The 18769-nt window shown below is 43.6% G+C and carries 19 protein-coding genes and 1 riboswitch; of the genes, 8 read left to right on the top strand and 11 right to left on the bottom strand.

Annotation, left to right across the window (positions count from 1 at the left end; all coding sequences use genetic code 11):
- Positions 1–327 precede the first annotated feature (327 nt).
- The 5 genes from M1E09_RS03140 to M1E09_RS03120 all read right to left on the bottom strand — a co-directional run bounded on the left by M1E09_RS03140 (position 328) and on the right by M1E09_RS03120 (position 4304).
- Positions 328–576 (bottom strand): YusU family protein, encoded by a 249-nt coding sequence (locus tag M1E09_RS03140; protein ID WP_456273434.1) that lies wholly within the window; start codon positions 574–576, stop codon positions 328–330.
- Positions 576–1358 (bottom strand): IucA/IucC family C-terminal-domain containing protein, encoded by a 783-nt coding sequence (locus M1E09_RS03135; RefSeq protein WP_456273433.1) that lies wholly within the window; start codon positions 1356–1358, stop codon positions 576–578. The genes M1E09_RS03140 and M1E09_RS03135 overlap by 1 nt, the downstream gene beginning before the upstream one ends.
- Positions 1355–2173, bottom strand: a complete 819-nt coding sequence (locus M1E09_RS03130) for an ABC transporter ATP-binding protein (protein ID WP_456273432.1) — start codon at positions 2171–2173, stop codon at positions 1355–1357. The genes M1E09_RS03135 and M1E09_RS03130 overlap by 4 nt, the downstream gene beginning before the upstream one ends.
- 76 nt (positions 2174–2249) lie before the next feature.
- Positions 2250–3305, bottom strand: a complete 1056-nt coding sequence (locus M1E09_RS03125; RefSeq protein ID WP_456273431.1) for a FecCD family ABC transporter permease — start codon at positions 3303–3305, stop codon at positions 2250–2252.
- Positions 3306–3308: 3 nt separating this feature from the next.
- Positions 3309–4304 carry a FecCD family ABC transporter permease gene (locus tag M1E09_RS03120; RefSeq protein ID WP_456274886.1) on the bottom strand — a complete coding sequence of 332 codons (996 nt, stop codon included), beginning with the start codon at positions 4302–4304 and terminating at the stop codon, positions 3309–3311.
- Between the two features lie 196 nt (positions 4305–4500).
- On the opposite strand from M1E09_RS03120, the gene M1E09_RS03115 reads away from it, so the two are divergent.
- The 4 genes from M1E09_RS03115 to M1E09_RS03100 all read left to right on the top strand — a co-directional run bounded on the left by M1E09_RS03115 (position 4501) and on the right by M1E09_RS03100 (position 9471).
- Positions 4501–5472: an ABC transporter substrate-binding protein gene (locus tag M1E09_RS03115; protein WP_456273430.1), complete on the top strand. Its 972-nt coding sequence runs from the start codon at positions 4501–4503 to the stop codon at positions 5470–5472.
- 302 nt (positions 5473–5774) lie between these two features.
- On the top strand, positions 5775–7280 hold the full coding sequence (locus tag M1E09_RS03110; protein WP_456273429.1) for a spore germination protein: 1506 nt from the start codon (positions 5775–5777) through the stop codon (positions 7278–7280).
- Positions 7281–7297: 17 nt separating this feature from the next.
- Entirely contained in the window at positions 7298–8383 is a 1086-nt protein-coding gene (locus tag M1E09_RS03105; protein WP_456273428.1) for a GerAB/ArcD/ProY family transporter, read from the top strand.
- Entirely contained in the window at positions 8380–9471 is a 1092-nt protein-coding gene (locus tag M1E09_RS03100; protein WP_456273427.1) for a Ger(x)C family spore germination protein, read from the top strand. Before M1E09_RS03105 ends, M1E09_RS03100 begins: the two co-directional genes overlap by 4 nt.
- A gap of 20 nt (positions 9472–9491) precedes the next feature.
- On the opposite strand, the gene M1E09_RS03095 is transcribed toward M1E09_RS03100, so the two are convergent.
- Positions 9492–9872, bottom strand: a complete 381-nt coding sequence (locus M1E09_RS03095; protein ID WP_456273426.1) for a hypothetical protein — start codon at positions 9870–9872, stop codon at positions 9492–9494.
- A 137-nt stretch (positions 9873–10009) separates the two neighbouring features.
- Here M1E09_RS03095 and M1E09_RS03090 point away from each other — a divergent pair, with 137 nt between their 5' ends.
- From M1E09_RS03090 to M1E09_RS03080, 3 genes are all read left to right on the top strand, one after another.
- A complete protein-coding gene (locus tag M1E09_RS03090; RefSeq protein WP_456273425.1) occupies positions 10010–10327 on the top strand; it encodes a thioredoxin family protein in 318 nt (105 codons plus the stop codon).
- A gap of 115 nt (positions 10328–10442) precedes the next feature.
- On the top strand, positions 10443–10595 hold the full coding sequence (locus M1E09_RS03085; RefSeq protein WP_456273424.1) for a hypothetical protein: 153 nt from the start codon (positions 10443–10445) through the stop codon (positions 10593–10595).
- A 12-nt stretch (positions 10596–10607) separates the two neighbouring features.
- Entirely contained in the window at positions 10608–10766 is a 159-nt protein-coding gene (locus M1E09_RS03080) for a hypothetical protein (RefSeq protein ID WP_456273423.1), read from the top strand.
- A 118-nt stretch (positions 10767–10884) separates the two neighbouring features.
- Here the strand turns inward: M1E09_RS03080 and M1E09_RS03075 are convergent, their stop codons facing one another.
- The 4 genes from M1E09_RS03075 to zupT form a co-directional block, all read right to left on the bottom strand.
- On the bottom strand, positions 10885–11022 hold the full coding sequence (locus M1E09_RS03075) for a YjcZ family sporulation protein (protein ID WP_119544898.1): 138 nt from the start codon (positions 11020–11022) through the stop codon (positions 10885–10887).
- A gap of 103 nt (positions 11023–11125) precedes the next feature.
- Complete coding sequence (locus tag M1E09_RS03070) at positions 11126–11776, bottom strand: potassium transporter TrkG (protein ID WP_456273422.1); 651 nt, start codon at positions 11774–11776, stop codon at positions 11126–11128.
- Positions 11777–11927: 151 nt separating this feature from the next.
- Positions 11928–12584, bottom strand: coding sequence for a potassium channel family protein (locus tag M1E09_RS03065; protein WP_456273421.1), 657 nt, complete (start codon positions 12582–12584; stop codon positions 11928–11930).
- 157 nt (positions 12585–12741) lie between these two features.
- Positions 12742–12876: riboswitch (cyclic di-AMP (ydaO/yuaA leader) on the bottom strand.
- A 109-nt stretch (positions 12877–12985) separates the two neighbouring features.
- Entirely contained in the window at positions 12986–13795 is an 810-nt protein-coding gene (gene zupT / locus M1E09_RS03060; protein WP_456273420.1) for a zinc transporter ZupT, read from the bottom strand.
- 533 nt (positions 13796–14328) lie between these two features.
- Between zupT and pepF the strand changes: the two genes are divergently transcribed.
- Positions 14329–16140, top strand: a complete 1812-nt coding sequence (gene pepF / locus M1E09_RS03055) for an oligoendopeptidase F (RefSeq protein ID WP_456273419.1) — start codon at positions 14329–14331, stop codon at positions 16138–16140.
- Positions 16141–17059: 919 nt separating this feature from the next.
- On the opposite strand, the gene M1E09_RS03050 is transcribed toward pepF, so the two are convergent.
- Entirely contained in the window at positions 17060–18673 is a 1614-nt protein-coding gene (locus M1E09_RS03050) for an ABC1 kinase family protein (protein ID WP_456273418.1), read from the bottom strand.
- Between the last annotated feature and the right edge of the window lie 96 nt (positions 18674–18769).

Here is an 18769-nt window from a genome sequence, read left to right as displayed (position 1 = left end):
ATCACTTTTTCCCGTCTTCCATTTTGATGCTATATAAGGTTATCTATGAGTGTATCCTTTCCTTCCCCACTGTGATTCCATGACCCCATAGCGGATCTATGACTACTCCATTTCCTCTCCACTGCGATTTCATGACCCCATAGCGGCTCTATGACTACTCCATTCCCTCTCCACTTTGAACACCTGTGGAAGTCCCTCAAATTCCGGCAGACGTCCGTCCCACCAGAACAGCTCCTGCTCTCGAAGAGCTAATCGCATGCCTGGAGAGAAAGGTCACTGCAAGTTTCAATAAAAAAAAACCAACTGATCGAGTCAGCCGGCCGTCACTTATTGATCTTTATTCGCTCTATGCGCCTCGTTTAAACCCTTAATTTCAGCAACAATTTTTTTCATCTCTTCTTTGCCTTCCGGAAACTCGGAATTCCAATGCTTTGCCAGCGGCGGCATTGACTTGGCGATGTACGTATAAATCACCCATTTTGTTACCTTGTCTTTCAGCTCAGGTGAGGTTTCACCGAGAAGCAGTTCCGTGTATTTATCGATCAATGCCTCAAATTGTCCGTTAAAGTTACCCATTACCTCACTCCTTTTGCCTGTTTGACGATACACGTTTGCGGGCAGGTTCTGCATCTGAGTGATTCTCCGCCCTCCAATTTATAGGAAAAGCAGCATGTCTTCCTGACTCTCAAGATAGTGTCCTGCTCTCTTACATATTGCTTTTTCGTGTAGTATCTTGCAAGCGGATTTTGGTGATAAGGTCCGATCAGGTGGGTAGTGTTTTCATCTATCAGCCACCGGAAATCTTCTTCCATTCTTTCACGGGCATGTTGGAGGTCTTCATGTTGGAGCAGGCCTTCATACACCCAGAAAATATAGATGGCCACATTCTCCCACGTAATGAGATTTGAAAGCTTGGATACTTTTTTAACTGATTCAATGAGAAGGAAAAGGTGGTTCCGAAAGACCTCCCTCACTACTTCCTCCCTTGCCAGATCCCTGTCATCAACCAGATTGGCTGTGTAATCAGTAAAATAAAATCCAGGCATCCAAAGCCCGTTTTTTTCACCATCGACAAGCATGACATTTTCAGGAGAGACATTCAGCTTTTTATTGAAGACAGAGAATGAGAACAAGGAAATCACTGCAAGGAATGCGTACCTTTTCACCAGTAAAGAAGAAGCGGTTTTCAGGTCTTCACTTCCGATCTTTCCAGCGTTTTCGCTAAGAAACTTCTTCAGCCCTCCTGCTTCCATTAGTTCCGAAGCGGGAGTGAGCTTCTCTTCTGAAGGTCTCTCCATCGACAGCCTGAATGATTCCAGCCATTCTTTTTCCCAGTCAGAAAGCATTACCCGGCTCATTTTATTTCAGCTACTTCTTTAATGATACATCTGCCTTTGCCATATGGTATACAGAGCGGCGTACCAAACAGAGGATCACTAGTCACCTGGCAGTCCATATCAAAAACATTCTTCACAAGGTTACAGCTGATGACTTCTTCCGGTTTCCCTTGGGCAAATATCTTCTGATCGCGGATGGCCACGATGTTATGAGCATAGCGGCATGCCAGATTAAGGTCATGCAGGACCATGATGATTGTCCGTCCTTCTGTTTCGTTTAGTTCGAATAACAGATCCAGGATTTCAATTTGGTGGGTCATATCAAGATAGGTAGTCGGTTCGTCAAGCAAAATGATATCCGTATCCTGTGCCAATGTCAGCGCAATCCAGGCTCTTTGGCGCTGGCCGCCTGAAAGCTCATCGACTCTTCTATGCTGAAATTCTTCCATCTTTGTTGCTTGAAGAGCTTTCATTACGATTTCTTCATCTTTTTGTGACCATTGTTTTAACCAGGACTGATGAGGATATCTCCCCTGCTTGACCAGCTGCATAACAGTCAACCCCTCTGGTGCAGACGGGGACTGGGGAAGAATCGCCAGTTTTTTGGCAACGTCTTTAGTTGAAAGCTTGGCAATTGCATCCCCATCGATAAGGACAGAGCCGGTCTGGGGCTTGAGAAGCCGTGCCATTGAACGGAGGAGTGTAGACTTTCCGCAGCCGTTTCCGCCAATAAATACCGTTATTTCGCCTTTGGGAATCTCAAGATCCAGTTCATTTATAATAATTCTGTCCCCGTAACTTAACGTAAGGGAATCTGTTTGAAGAGATTGTTTCATCCTCGGTCATCTCCTTTATGAATGCTGCATGACATGTTGGTTTAAAATCTGTTCTATTTGAAGTCTTATATAAAGCTTATGCATTTTTCGTCTTAAATAATAGATAGATGAAATACGGCGCACCGATGGCGGCTGTAAAAACACCAGCCGGAACTTCAAGGGGCAGGAACAAGGTCCGGCCAATCAAATCGGCGACCATGACAAGCGCCCCTCCAAGCAAAGCTGCAACAGGCAGCAATGAACCAAAGGACGAACCGACGATTCTTCGCGCCATATGCGGGGCCATGAGACCGACAAATCCGATTCCTCCTGCAAATGCGACCGCTCCTCCGACAAGGGCTGTCGCCAGCGTCAACAAGATGAGCCTCTGTCTTTGCAAATGGCTCCCCACACCTGTAGCAATTTCTTCTCCCAGTTCCTGAATATTTACGTTTCTTGCCAGTATGAAGGCAATGGCAATCAGGATGATTGTCCATGGAAGAAGAATATAAACATCCTTCCAGTTCGACGCATTAACAGTTCCTGTAATCCAGATATTCGCCTGGCTGGCCCTGAATATTGGCCCTAAAATCATCAGCATTGTGATGATCGCCTGCATCAATGCTGAAATCCCGATCCCGATAAGCACAAGCCGCACCGGAGAAACACCATTTTTCCAGGCAAGAAAATAAACAAGAAATGCTACGACAGCCGCTCCCATAAAGGCAGCAAGCGGAAGCCATTGAATACTGACAGTCAGCGCATTATTCTCATCACTGAAAACGGCCAGAAATCCAACCACTGCAGCTCCCGCACCGCCCGTTATTCCAATAATGTCGGGGGAAGCGAGCGGATTGCGCACCATTCCTTGCAATAGCGCTCCTGCAATGGCAAGCGACATGCCGGCAAGTAGGGCTATGATGATGCGGGGCAGCCTGAACGACTGGACAACCAGCTGTTCAAGTTCAGTTCCTCCGCCAAAAAATATGGCAACAACAGTCCATGGCTTAATATTCATATCTCCAAGACCTGTACTTAGTATAAAAATAAGTGCTGTTACAGCAAATAAAATCAATATTTTTTTTACAGCTGATAAATCGATAAGAAAGGACAGCTGTTCATTTAATAAGCGCTTTGATGTATATCTTTTCATCCGCTAAAACCCCTTCCTTGCGATGTAAATGAAAAACGGGGCGCCAATAGCGGCAGTCATCACCCCGACAGGAACTTCCTGCGGCATAATGATATATCTTGCTCCGATGTCGGCTGCCAAAAGCAGAATTCCGCCTGCCAAACCGGCAAAAGGCAGCAGCCAGCGGTGATCTACACCAATGATTCTCCTCGCTATATGAGGAATAACGATTCCAATAAAGCCGATTGGGCCTGCTACCGCAACGGATCCCCCAGCAAGCAGCACGACAATGACAAGTGATACCAGCTTGATCAGTCCTGTTTTCAGCCCCAGGCCTTTGGCAACATCTTCACCCATCGCTAAAACATTTAACTTATTGCCGATGATCAAGGCCAGGAGCCAACCTCCAAGCAGATATGGAAAAACTCCATATAATATGTCGAGACTTCTGCCCTGGACCGAGCCTGCAAGCCAAAAGAGAACCTGCTCTAATGCCGCTTCATTGAGAACAAGGAAACCTTGTGTAAAAGAGGAGAACAAAGCGGTTATGGCTGCACCGGCCAATGTCAGTTTCATCGGCGTCAAGCCCTCTCTGCCCGCAGAACCAATCACATATACAGCGACAGCAGCGATTCCTGCACCCAGGAATGAAAGCCAAGTAAAACTCTGCAAATTGGATACATTAAATAACGAAACAGCGATGACAACCATGAATCCCGCCCCTGCATTTACCCCGAATATGCCGGGTGATGCCAGCGGATTCCTTGTCAGCGTCTGCATCAACACCCCTGCAATAGCAAGGGAAGATCCTACAGCAGCTGCAATTAACGCACGCGGCAGCCTGACGGTCTGGATGACGAGATGCTCCGTCGAGTCATTACCGGCAGTCAAAGCCTTGTAAGCCATTTTCCAAGTGGTATCGGTATATCCATAGACGATACTCATTCCGATGAAAAGGAGGAATATCAATAAAGTTGTAAGTAAAATAATTGCCTGAATACCTGATTTTCGCATGAGAATAACCCTTCTAATAACACAATAAATAGTTAATAAATATACTTTCTTCCCTCTTCATTTTAGAGAATAAACGACTATCAGTCAATGACTTTGAAAATCATTATCAATTAATTGTTGACAATGTATCCGTTTTCTCCTAATATAAGTTTTGGAGAAACGCAAATGAAAATCATTATCAAGCAAACAGGAGGAATTACATATGCGTCCATTACGTTTTTTAATGTCTTTATTTATTCTTTCTTCTATATTAGTCCTTGCAGCTTGCGGCACTAATAATAATAACGGAGAAGAAGCAACCAATGGCGGAGACACGCCTGCCGAAGATACAAGCTACACTGTTGAACATGCAATGGGAACAACTGAAATCGAAGGTGACCCTGAGCGTGTCGTTATTTTGACGAATGAAGGAACTGAGGCTCTTCTTGCAATGGATGTAACACCTGTAGGTGCAGTCCAATCTTGGATCGGTGATCCTTGGTATGATCACATCGCCGACAAAATGGCAGATGTAGAAGTTGTTGGTACTGAGAGTGAATTAAACATTGAAGCCATCGCAAAATTGAAGCCGGACCTGATCATCGGCAACAAAATGCGCCAGGAAGAACAATATGACAAATTAAAAGCGATCGCGCCGACTGTTTTCGCTGAAACACTACGCGGTAACTGGAAAGGAAACTTTGAACTATACTCTAAAGCTCTTAATAAAGAAGAAAAAGGCCAGGAAGTCATCGCTGAGTATGACCAGCGTATTGAAGATTTAAAAGCTGAACTTGGTGACAAACTTGAAATGGAAGTTTCAATGGTCCGCTTCATGCCTACTGATGTCCGTATCTATCACAAAGACTCTTTCTCTGGTGTAATCCTTGACCAGCTTGGATTTGCACGTCCTGAAGGACAAGATGCTGAAGACTTCGCTGAAAATGGCGTTACAAAAGAACGTATCCCTGCAATGGACGGAGATATCCTTTTCTACTTCACCTACGAAACAGGTGACGGAGAAGGTAATAAAGTTGCTGAAGACTGGATAAATGATCCATTGTTCCAAAAACTTGAAGTGGCTCAAGAAGGCAATGTCCATGAAGTAAGCGACCCTATCTGGAACACAGCCGGCGGTGTCATGGCTGCCAACCTGATGCTTGATGATATCGAGAAGTACTTTTTAGAGCAATAATAGCAAGAAGCCTGCCGGTATCGGCAGGCTTTTTTTGTATATAACAGCCTTTGTAAAATGCATTGAAACCAAGCTCTTGCGAAATGTAGACTCTGAATTTCACCCTCAGGCTTTGTTAGTTAATAATGTTGTTATTTAGTTTAAAATTTGATTGGAGCGGAAATCAATCTACTCTTTTTGTTAGCTAACTAAATAGCTCCGCAAAGCCATTTTACTTTCCCTATAACTTTCACCATAAATTTCATAATTCCCCGCAAACCGGAAACACTACCAGTAGAGTACTGAAAAGCCGGGTGAAAGCTATGTTTTCTTTATTTAAACGCAAAAATAATGTTGATGATACGAAAAAGAAACGAACGCAGGAAGCGTTTGAAAAGGCTGCGCGTAAATCAGGCGACTATAAGGAGATTTTTTATTATAACGAAGATACCGATCTCCGCTTCGGCTTGAATTTTATGTCTACCTTGATCGATGAAGATATTTTACAGAAGGATGTCCTTCCTTCTTTACTCAGCAAAAACTTTACGAAACTTGAAGAAATAAAAATGCTCGTACCCGTCACAGATATTCAATTAAGTGATGATGAAAGCAAGATTGAACAGAAGCTGTTAAATGGCTATGTGCTGATCAAGACTGAAAATGAAAAGAACCGTTTTGCCTTTATCGCTGCTCAAAAAGAAGTGGTGAGGAATGTCTCTCAGCCTGAGGTGGAGTTCAGTGTTGTTGGCCCCAAAGAGGCTTTTGTTGAATCAATCGATCAAAACCTGAATCTCTTAAGGAAAAGAATTCCCATTAAAGAACTCATTATTGAAGAGTACAGTATCGGCCGCATTACCCATACCAAGACCTGCCTCTTATATATCGACGGCCTTGCCGATGATACGAATGTCCAAACGATGAGGCAGCGTCTAAAAGCAATTGATTTCGATCAAATCAACGATAGTTCATTTATTGAACAGATGATTGCCGATAACGCTAACTCTCCTTTCCCTCAGCTTCTTGACACAGAACGGCCTGACAGGGCTGCTTCTGTTCTCGTTGAAGGAAAAGTCCTGGTTCTTTCTGATGGGTCGCCGCATGCGTTAATCGGGCCTACCACACTTGTTGAGTTCTTTAGTGCTTATGAGGATTATTTTTTAAATTATATTGTGGCTTCATTTTTCCGGCTTGTGCGGGTATTTGCAGTAGCCTTTTCTATTTTAATCACACCTATTTATGTAGCAGCGCTCACCTATCATTATGAACTTATACCGAAGGACTTGATGGCGACCCTTATCACTTCAAGACAGGAAATTCCGCTTCCCCCGATTTTGGAAGCCTTATTCCTGGAGTTAACAATTGAACTTTTGCGGGAGGCAGGAGCCCGGCTGCCAACCAAGGTCGGCCAGACAATCGGTATCGTGGGCGGGATCGTTATCGGAACTGCATCCGTGGAAGCAGGCCTGACGAGTAATGTACTGTTGATTCTTGTTGCATTGGCAGCTCTGGCTTCCTTTACAACGCCGGTTTATAAAATGGGTAACACGATCCGGATATTGCGTTTTCCATTTCTGATATTCGCTCAGTTGTGGGGATTATTGGGTATCGTCTTTTGTTTTTGCCTGTTAATGGCGCATCTTCTAAGATTGACCTCTCTCGGAAGGCCGTTCTTAGAACCGTTATATCCTCCACGGCTGTATGATTTAAAGGATGCTGTCATTAGGTTCCCTTTCCACACTCAAAGCAGCAGACCACAATATTTACGCACCCAAAAACCGAAGAGGTTCAGGCGCAAAGAGGGGAAAAAGAAACTTGATATTGATGAATAGAAGGCGGAGGTCAGATCATGCAAACTATTCCTGAAAACAGAAAAATTTCTCCCTTCATAGCTTTTTTCCTTATCCACTCAATCCAGGTTGGAGTGGGGGTTCTCGGTTACCAAAGAGTCATTTCGGGAAGTGCAGGCTATGATGCCTGGATTACAATCATTATTGCCGGCGCCTTAACACATGTTGTCGTATTCATCATTTTCAAAATTGTTCAAACAAGCGGCGGTGACATTGTAGCGGCCAATCGACTTGCTTTCGGTAAGTGGATAGGGAAGGCAATTGACTTTCTTTTTCTGCTCTACTTTTGCTTAGCCGCAGTAGCAGTTCTCAGATCCTATATTGAAGTGGTCCAAGTATGGATGTATCCCAGACTGAGTACCTTGTTCTTTTCAATCCTTTTTATGATGCTTGTAATTTATATCGTCAACGGAGGTCTCAGGACTGTAGCAGGGGCCGCCTTCTTCGGAACAGTTCTCCCTGCATACTTGGTCTTTACCTTCGCTTTCACTTTTAATTACGCTGATTTCAGGAATATTCTTCCTGTTTTTGATCACTCTCTAATGGACATGGTAAAGTCAACCAGAGATATGACCCTCACTTTCTTGGGATTTGAAACGCTTATAGTCTTTTATCCCTATCTGAAAGACGGTAACAAATCAAAGAAGTGGGTTCACTTAGGGCTGCTTTTATCTACTTTCACCTATACAGCACTCGCACTGATTACCTTTGCTTTTTTCAGTGAGAAACAATTGGAAAAGACGGTTTGGGCTACGCTGTCTATGTGGAAAATTGTAGAAATGCCGTTTGTGGAAAGATTCGAATATATCGGAATTGCCAATTGGTGCCTGATTATTCTACCAAACGTATGTATAGCACTATGGTGCGGCAGCAGAATCGCGAAACGATCATTCCATTTTAGCCAAAGAAAGAGCCTGATCATTTTGTCGGCGGTTTGTGTAACCGCTGCAAGTTTTCTGATGGACCGAAATCAAATCAATACATTAAATGACATTACGAGCAAAGTAGGGTTTTATCTTAATTTTGGATTTATTCCTCTATTGTTCTTCATGATATTGATAATGAAGAAGGTGAAGAAAAAATGAAGAAATTAATATTTGCAGCCTGTATTCCTCTGTTTCTTGCAGGTTGTGTCCAAAGTGAGATTCTTGATGACCTCAATATTGAAACCGCAAAAGGATTTGATGTCGAAGGGGAACATACAATTACAGGGACGGCCTTGTTTCTTAGATACATGGCAGACAAAAAAATTGAAAATATCACACTTTCAGCTACTGCCCTGTCCACACGGGAAGTCTTCAACCGATTGGAAAAGAAGTCTGAAAGACCACTGGTCCGCGGGAGTCTGGAAGTCGTTATTATATCAGATGAGTTGGCCAAAAAAGGAATCCTCCATGTAGCGGATTCCATGCAGAGGGATGCGAGCATTGGAGCAAGAGTGCTCCTATTAATTACTAATGGAAATGCCGGTGAATTATTAAAAGGGAATTATGGAATTGAGGGTAATTCTGACTATATTTCCAGTCTTGTCGAACATAATATTAGAAGAGGAGATCTTTCTGAAACTAATCTCCACTTATTTCTCTTTGCTTACTACCAAGAAGGACATACCCCTTACCTTCCTATAATAAATAAAGTGAATGACCATACACTTGAGCTGGAAGGAATCGTCCTTTTTAAAAAAGATAAAATGATTGATACTATACCTCAGGACAAAATGTTCTTTTTTAAGCTGCTATCCGATAAATACAGTGAGGGCAGCCAGGTCGTAAAGCTTAATGGGGAAAAAGATGAGTCAGGGAAACAAGTTGAGGCTTCAATAAACAGTTTGAGGTCTAAGCATTCCATAAGTATCGACCATCAGGCTGATCCCGTCAAGATTAAGGTAGACGTGGAATTGAGAGGCATCATTAAAGAATATACCGGAAAAAAACTGACATTGGACAAAGTAAAAAAAATTGAGGAGCAGATGAAAAAGGATATTGAAGAAGAATGTAATAGCATGCTAAAAAGGTTCCAAGACCTTGGCATCGACCCAATGGGATTGGGCCAGCGGCAGAAACACGGCATCCGCGGTTTTGACTTCAAAAGATGGGAAGAACAGCAATATCCAAAGGCGGATATTTCAGTCAAGGCCGATGTGGAGATTCTTGAAGCAGGAACTGTTGAATAGCTCGCTCCTGCTCTCTTGAATCAAAGACTGTTTTTCTGAAGCCAAACAATGGCTTCGCTGAGGCAGCCACGATAAAACCTCTCCTTTTCAGCAGGCAGCCTTCCATTCAGTGCAACTTTCATTACAACTAAACCCGTTTGTAAAAAGCCACTGTCTACCCCTCTGGAACTTATGACGTTATTCAGCCATTTTACATGATCAACATAAAGGCTTGGGGCTTGAAGACGGTACGCTGTCTGTAAATGATGAAAATGCTTCTGCAGGTCAGTGACGGTTTGAGCCCTGCCTTTTTCTCCATACGTTGCTTCGAGCTGCGGATGGCTGAGAAATACTTTTTCAGTGATTTCAAATACCAGTTCATCTATGACATTTTGTTGTTCAAGGACACGAGGCTGATTCATTTTATCCCTCCAGAATATGCTGACTGCTTCTATTTTAGCATATTCTAATAAGTCAACTAATAATGTGCTCGGAGCTGATTTTTTTACAGGCCATCTGAAATAAAATACAATGAAGTCATACTAAGGAGGTCCATACAATGCAATCGATCCAAAATAAAGAGACATTCGAAGAACTTATTTCCCAATCCCAGCCTGTCATCGTTAAATTTTTCGCTGACTGGTGCCCTGATTGTACACGCATGAATATGTTCATTGATGAAATCATTGCGGAATACAGTCAGTATAAATGGTATGAACTCAATAAGGATGAACTTCCTGAAATTGCAGACCGTTATGATGTAATGGGCATTCCAAGCCTGCTGATTTTCAAGGATGGAGAAAAAACCGGGCACCTTCACAGTGCCAATGCAAAAACACCAGATCAGGTAAGAGAGTTCCTTCAAAATAATGAATAATTCTAATGAGAGCAGCCTGATAACGTGGCTGCTCTTTTTAATGGGCAGAATAATCCACTGCTGCAAAAGCCACACTATTGATGTATTGGATACCAATTTCAAAGGGGTGGTAAGCATGACGAAGAAGTACAATAAAGGAAGCAGAAACCAGAACTCGCCACATGCAGGCCATAATCAGGCTGAATTTTCCCGCGAGATAGCTGCCGGTGACAACAGCAAAGGCAACAAGCACAACAAAGACCAAAATGACAAAAGCGACCGAGATTAGGATGGATATTTAATGAAGAGAAAAATCGCAATGGATGAAGAAACAACAAGAGCGAACATGAAAATTCAGGAAGACTTCTATGAAAATAAACATGATATCCTGGAAGAAGTCGTTCCATCCTATGTAAACAACAATACCCCTGCAATCAGGATAAGCGGGGACGATGAGTAACAACATTGGGCCTTTACCAATTTAAAGAAGCGGGGGGACAGTCCCCTTAAATGAAAAAGGAGTTTCTCCACTTGGAGAAACTTCCTCAAACATTTATTTAGTGTCTTTTGGTTTATGCTTAGTATACAAAAGCAGCTCCAACAATAATCAACAAAATAAACAAAACAACGATTAAAGCGAAACCACCGCCATAGCCGCCGCCGTAGCCACCGCCATAGCCGTAGCCGCCACAACCATATCCATATCCGTATGGCATAATCAGACACCTCCAGAATGATTATTGAGCTTTTCATCACTCAATAATATCCTATGAAAATACCTTAAAAGTGTTTAGGCTATCCCAGCCCATTATGATTATATTAACCTGTCAATATATCTTCTTTTGGATAGCTGATCTTATCGGTTCCGGGCTTTGCAAGTGAAAAGGCCAGGGTGAGCGGACCAAGCTTTCCGGCAAACATCACAAAGATTATGATGCACTTTCCAATCTCCGACAGATTAAAGGTCAAGCCCATCGACAAGCCCCCAGTCCCAAAGGCTGATACCACTTCAAACAGAATCTGGATAAATGGTGTGCCTTTCTCGCTTATCGTCAATAGAAACATAGCTGTAAAAACCAGCACGGCACTTATCATCGATATGGCAAGTGATTTATAAATATATGTCTCATCTATCTTACGGCGGAAAACGCGAATTTCTTTTCTTTGGCGTAAAAAGGCAAAAACCGAAAAGGTAATGACCAAAAATGTTGTCAATTTGATTCCCCCGCCTGTAGAAGCACTTACTGCTCCGATGAACATCAGGAGAACCATAAATATAACGGTAGCATCCTCCAAGCCGCTTATATCAATAGAATTGAATCCTGCTGTCCGTGGGCTCACTGCCTGAAAATAAGCCCCGAGCACCTTTCCCATTGCCGGCAAGTTTGCTAATGTCCTGGGATTATTGAATTCGAGAACGAAAATAACCAGCATCGCCACGATGTTAATGACCAGTGTACCAGCCAGCATCAACTTGGTATGGAGTTTTCAGTTGTGGCAAAAGGCAGCTTCAGCAATGCTGCTCCCAATAGAATAAAGAACATGAATATCACTAACAGCAACTGGGGCGGGCTAAGCTTAATCGAAGTTCTCTTGAAATTCGAAACCCTTCTCCCCATGGTCAGATTCCCTCTTTTTCAAACCGGTTAAGGTCGCGATTATCTCCAATCACAATCAGTAAATCATTTTTTTGGATCAATTCATCAGCTGCAGGTGAAACGATAATATCATCTCCTCGCTGGATGGCAATGATATTACATCCGAATCTGGCACGTACATCAAGGTCGATCAGCGTCTTATCCGCTACTTTGTTTGATGCCACCAATTCCACAATACTGTGTTCCCTCGACAATTCGATGAAATCAATGACTTTCTCAGATGTTATATGATGAGCGATCCTTCTCGCCATATCCCGTTCCGGATGAATGACCTTATCGGCTCCAATTTTATCGAGGACCTTTTGATGATAAGTACTTGATGCCTTCACCCAAACTTCCTTGACACCCATATCTTTCAGCAGCAGTGTTGTCAGGATGCTCGCTTCGATATTTTCACCAAAAGAGACGACAACATGATCAAAGTTTCTTAACCCCAGCTCCCTGACTACGTTCTCATCCATGGCATTTGCCCTGACGGCATGCTCCGCTACGTCACGATACTTCTCCACTACCTCTTCATTAATGTCAATCGCCAGTACATCGGCACCGAGCATACTCAATTCCCGGACCAGATTTCCGCCGAAACGGCCAAGTCCAATAACTGCAAATTGTTTTTTCATGAATGATTCCTCCAATGACCTGTTGTTAATTAGAATAACCTCTGCAGAAGTTTTCATTAAGTTCTTTTATGTAAAGCAGAATTTCTAAGGGAATATCTTAAAAAGCCACAACAAAAAGACCACCAGGAAATAAGCCTGTGGTCTGGATTCACAAGTTATATCTCCTTCACAACGCTTACGAGGTTAGCTGACGGATTCGGGTCATGAAAGGTAACCCTACCTTTGGCACATCAAAGGATTCACCCCAAAAAAATTGGTTCCCCCGCTCAAAAAGATTCAGCGATTATTCTATTACGAAGGATATATTACTCCTCGCTTTTAAAATTGTAAAGGGGTTTTTTTAGCGAATATTCTACCTGAAAAAAGAAAAAACCTTGAGTCGATGACTCAAGACTTTTTCTCTATATAAACAACAGCAGACTCAAAGCCATTACAGCCATTCCGGCGATCAAGCCGTATATCGGCAAGTGGGTTTCATCGTATTTCTTGGCTGCAGGGAGCAGCTCATCAAGTGAGATAAATACCATGATGCCCGCTACTGCGGCGAAGATGACACCGAACATTGTATCATTCAAATACGGCATTAAGATTAAATATGCGACAAGCGCGCCTACCGGTTCAGACAACCCTGATAAAAAGGACAACTTGAACGCTTTCTTCCTGTCGCCTGTTGCAAAATACACAGGCACCGCTACTGCAATTCCCTCAGGGATATTATGAATGGCGATCGCGACTGCAATGGCAATTCCAAGACCAGGGTCTTGGAGGGCAGACGTGAAGGTGGCAATCCCTTCCGGAAAGTTATGAATAGCAATTGCCAAAGCTGTAAATGTTCCCATTTTTAACAAAGCCGGATCCCCGACGCCTTTTTGGGGTCCGCTCATTTCTTCAACTGTTTTCAATTCATGCGGGTTTCCTTGTTTCGGAATAAGTTTATCAATCATTGCAATCAGAAGCATTCCGGCAAAGAAGCTGACGACTGTTATCCAGTTCCCTACTTCCCATCCAAGGGAACCAGTTAAAGCATCCTTTGCTTTTACAAAAATCTCGACCATCGAGACATAAATCATGACCCCTGCGGAAAATCCCAAAGTGACAGAAAGAAACCGTGTATTGGTATGTGAAGTAAAGAAAGCCAGCAGACTTCCAATTCCGGTTGCTAATCCTGCCATCAATGTCAAACCGAAGGCCAGAAGCAGATTTCCTTCCATAACCATTCCCCTCTTTTCCTGTAATTTCGTTGTTGTTATCTTCCCCGTATTCCATTTATAGTTGTAAAGTTTACTGTAAATTTTTAGTTGAAACGACTATAGCTGCTGGTATACCCAGTGTGTGAATATGGATTAAACAATAAAAGTTTACCTTGGCAAACATTTTACTCCCCACACAACTTGGCAGTCAACCATTTTTATCTATTGTAGTGAAATTAGGGGGTCATTCTTCTCCATTTGCAAACTTTCTTCATACTTTGGACATTAACTAAGAACACAAAAGTTTCCTAATGCCAACATTATATAAATGGACTATACGGTTTGTGACACTTTTTTATACTTCCCGCACACACTCTATACAAAATATTAATGATTGTTGAGAAGCCTTTTATCCATTCTATTAACGATAATCTGTGTTACGCTTGTACTAATCAAGTTATTTCACAATTCTAACTATAATGACACCAAAGATTAACGTGAGTGAGATGTGGTATTAACCTATATGAATGAACGCTAGATAAGGAGGCTTTCCAATGGGGAATAAAAACGACCGTATTAAACGCCAAGATGTACCAGACAAACAAAAATGGGATTTAAGTGATATCTTTTCATCAAGGGAAGTTTGGGAAAAAGAGCTGAAAGCTGTGCAAAACGAAGTAAAGGAAGTGGCACAATTCAAGGGCCGCCTGGATCACAGCGGCAGCAATCTCCTTCAATGTCTTGAGGCAAAAGAAAAACTTATGCAGCGCTTCAACCTGGTGGCTTCCTACGCTTCCTTAAAGCAAACCGTCGACCACACGGATACATCAAGCCAGAAAGATGCAGCCAGAGCAGAAGAAGCTGGATCAAGGGTCAACGCTTCCCTTGCTTTTGTGGAAACAGAAATCATCGCTCTGCCAAAAGAGACACTAAACAAATTTTTCAAAGAAGAAAAAGGATTGCAGTCTTTCAAGAAATATTTGACCGATCTGCAGGACAGAAAACCGCATAGTCTTGGAGAAGAAACCGAAGAAACATTGGCAGCTTTGGGCTCCGTATTCTCTGCACCTTATAACATTTACAATCGCGGAAAACTGTCGGATATGCAGTTCGATCCATTTACCGATGAGGAAGGACAGGAAATGCCTTTATCCTTTGCCTTATATGAAGGAAAATACAGCAATTCTCCTTCAGCAGTTGTCCGAAGAAACTCATTTGAATCGTTCGTTTCAACGTTAAAACAGTATAAAAATACTTTTGCAGCCGCCTATGCAACCCAAGTCAACCAGGAAGTCATCACAGCAAGGCTCCGCAACTATGACTCTGTCACGGACATGCTTCTTGCTCCCCAGCAGGTAACGAAAGAGATGTACTATAACCAGCTGGACATCATCCAGGAAGAACTTGTCCCGCATATGAGAAAATTTGCGAGTCTGAAAAAGCGGGAACTCGGATTGGACAAAATGACATATGCAGACCTGAAGGCGCCGCTCGATCCTGACTTCAAAATGGAAACCAGCTACGAAGAAGGAGCCGAAACCGTCAAGGAAGCACTGCAAGTCATGGGAGAGGAATACTGTGAGATGATTGACAAAGCTCTTTCAGAAGGATGGGTCGATTATGCCGATAATGTCGGGAAATCCACCGGTGCTTTCTGTTCCAGCCCTTACGGTGCGCACCCCTACGTACTCATGACCTGGCCGGACACAATGAGAGGGACCTTCACCCTTGCCCACGAACTCGGACACGCAGGCCATTTTTATCTGGCCGGGAAAAACCAGCGAATGACCAATACGCGTCCATCCAGGTACTTTATAGAAGCTCCGTCTACAATGAACGAAATGCTTCTCGGCCATTACCTGCTTTCGCAAGAAAATGATAAGCGTACAAAACGCTGGGTCATTCTCCAGCTGCTCGGAACTTACTTCCACAACTTTGTCACTCATTTATTGGAGGGCGAGCTGCAGCGCAGGGTGTATGATCTGGTTGAAGATGGAGAACCGCTGACAGCAAGCGTGCTTTCTGAGTTGAAAGCTGATATTCTGGAGAGCTTCTGGGGTGACGACGTCGAAATCGATGAAGGAGCGAGCTTGACCTGGATGCGACAGCCTCACTACTATATGGGACTATATCCATATACGTACTCAGCGGGCTTAACTGTTTCCACACTCGTTTCCAAACAAATTATCGAAGAAGGGAAACCTGCCGTCGACCGCTGGCTGGATGTCCTTAAATCAGGAGGCACCCTCGAGCCACTCCAACTGATTAAAAAAGCAGGTATTGATATGTCCAATCCTGATAACATCCGCGAAGCCGTCTCCTACGTCGGCTCGCTGATTGATGAACTTGAAGAGAGTTATGAATAGGTTAAATTAGTTAGCTGCCCCCGGCTTTTGCCGGGGGGTTTTTATGTTATTTATTTGTGCTGGTGATGGGCCCTTGTCTGCTGGATTCAGACGCGGCATCCAATTCGGACTCTCGACGGCTTCCTCGGTGCCTTTCTGTCCGAATTATCCACGGATTCGGACTCTGGTTACTCCCTTTGGAACCTTTCTGTCCGAATGGGGCATCGATTCGGACTCTCGACGGCTTCCGCGGGCACTTTCTGTCCGAATTAACCACGGATTCGGACTCTGGTTACTCCCTTTAGAGGCTTTCTGTCCGAATGCGGCATCGATTCGGACTCTCGACGGCTTCCGCGGGCACTTTCTGTCCGAATTAACCACGGATTCGGACTCTGGTTACTCCCTTTGGAACCTTTCTGTCCGAATGCGGCATCGATTCGGACTCTCGACGGCTTCCGCGGGCACTTTCTGTCCGAATTATCCACGGATTCGGACTCTAGTTACTCCCTTTGGAACCTTTCTGTCCGAATGCAGCATCGATTCGGACTCTCGACGGCTTCCGCGGGCACTTTCTGTCCGAATCATCCACGGATTCGGACTCTAGTTACTCCCTTTGGAAGCTTTCTGTCCGAATGCAGCATCGATTCGGACTCTCGACGGCTTCCGCGGGCACTTTCTGTCCGAATTAACCACGGATTCGGACTCTGGTTACTCCCTTTGAAACCTTTCTGTCCGAATGCAGCATCGATTCGGACTCTCGACGGCTTCCGCCGTGTCTTTCTGTCCGAATTATCCACGGATTCGGACTCTGGTTACTCCCTTTGGAACCTTTCTGTCCGAATGCAGCATCGATTCGGACTCTCGACGGCTTTTAAGTGTTCCTTGTTCAAAATACAATTTGTTAGAAAAGAGTCCAAAAAGACTGCGGTCACCGCAGCCCTTAACTTCCTGCCTTAATATATTTCATCCACCTCTCCTGCTTCCAGTTCACCATCGCAAACCGGATAGCAGCAATCAATCCGATCCCCACTGATATAATCCATACACTACTAAGCTCCATGTATGCCCCCGTACCTGTCCCGACGATACCCGCTAACACAAAATAACTCAGCCTCTTTTTTTGATTTTCATAGAGTGCAAATTGAAAATCTCGATGCTGCAGCAGTTCTTTTTGTTCCATCAGCTTTTTAGGTGCCTCGATAAGCTCTGTAAGGTAACTGAACCCTTTCATAAACGGCTGTGATCCCAGCCATTTCAAAACAAATTGCCATTTGCCTGTTCCGTTTTCTCTCAGCCATTCCATAAAAACAGGCTTGGCAACATCAAGCAGGTCTTCATCGGGCACAACATTGTATATCAAGCCTTCTATTGTTGCAAAAGAACGCCCTAAAAAAACGAACCGTGTCGGGACTTGGACAGGCAGTGAACGAACCATATCATTCATTTCTTTTTTCAGGGCAAACAAATCCATCTCCTGTAAACTGCCGAAATCCATGGACAACACTTCTTTCAGCATTTTTTCAATCATTTTCAAATCCGCACCGGGCAGCAAAAAACCCAGATCCAAGAAAGTCCTGGCTGCCCTTTCGTAATTTTTCACCAGAATGGCCTCTAGGAGAGTTTGAAGATTTTCAGCATCTACCTTTGTAATTTCTCCAACCATTCCGAAATCAAGGAGAATGATACTGCCATCTTCTTTTAACAGGACATTCCCTGAATGGGGGTCAGCATGAAACACCCCGGATTCCAGCCTTTGTGGAAAAAACACACTAAGAATCCGGCGGGCGAGCTTGTCACGATCAATGGCATTTTCAGCTATGAAGTCATTATCTGTTATACGCGCGCCGTCCACCCACTCCATGACGAGCACCCTCGACGTACATAGTTCTTCATGAAATTCAGGGATTTTCAAATAAGCAAGCCCTTGAAACCTTTTTCGGAAAAGCTCTGCAGTCTCTCTCTCCTTTACAAAATCAAGCTCTCTTTCAATAACCTCTTTCAATTCTTTATACAACATTTTAAAATTGATAAAGCCTTTTGGTACGGGAGCCAGATAGCGGGCAAACCAAATAATAATGGAAAGTGAGCGAAAATCAGTTTTAACGATGGATTGAATCCCCGGACGCTGGACCTTAACAGCCACCCTCCTGCCATCTTTCATCCTTGCTTGATACACTTCACCAATCGATGCCGAAGCAACTGCTATAGGTTCGATTGCAAGGAGTACTTCTTCCGGGGCAGCTCCCCATTCCTCCTGAAGGACTCCATTAATTTCATCCCAGGATGCAGGAGGAACTTTATCAACCAGATCTTCAATCTGCTTAATGAATCCTTTGGGCAAAATGTCTGAACGAATGCTTAACAGCTGCCCGACTTTTATCAGCAGTCCTTCCAACTCAAACAGCGTCTCCCGAAACCGTACTCCAACCTCCTCCCACATCTTCTCTTTTTCTGCAACTGGTTTCTTGGTGACCTTGTACAAGTACACTTTGATGAAAATCCATAAAGCCATCGATAAAACTTTCCACATTCTATACCATCGCTTATTTTTCATGCTAATCCCCCATTACAATTTCTCATGCTTCTATCTTACTAAACACAGAACAAGCATAGGAATATTTTTCTAAAAACAGAACAAATGTTCTTGTTT

It is taken from the genome of Bacillus sp. AK031, assembly GCF_053903065.1.
The sequence above is the reverse complement of the archived record's forward strand: the minus strand, read 5'-3'. Positions and strand labels throughout refer to the sequence as shown.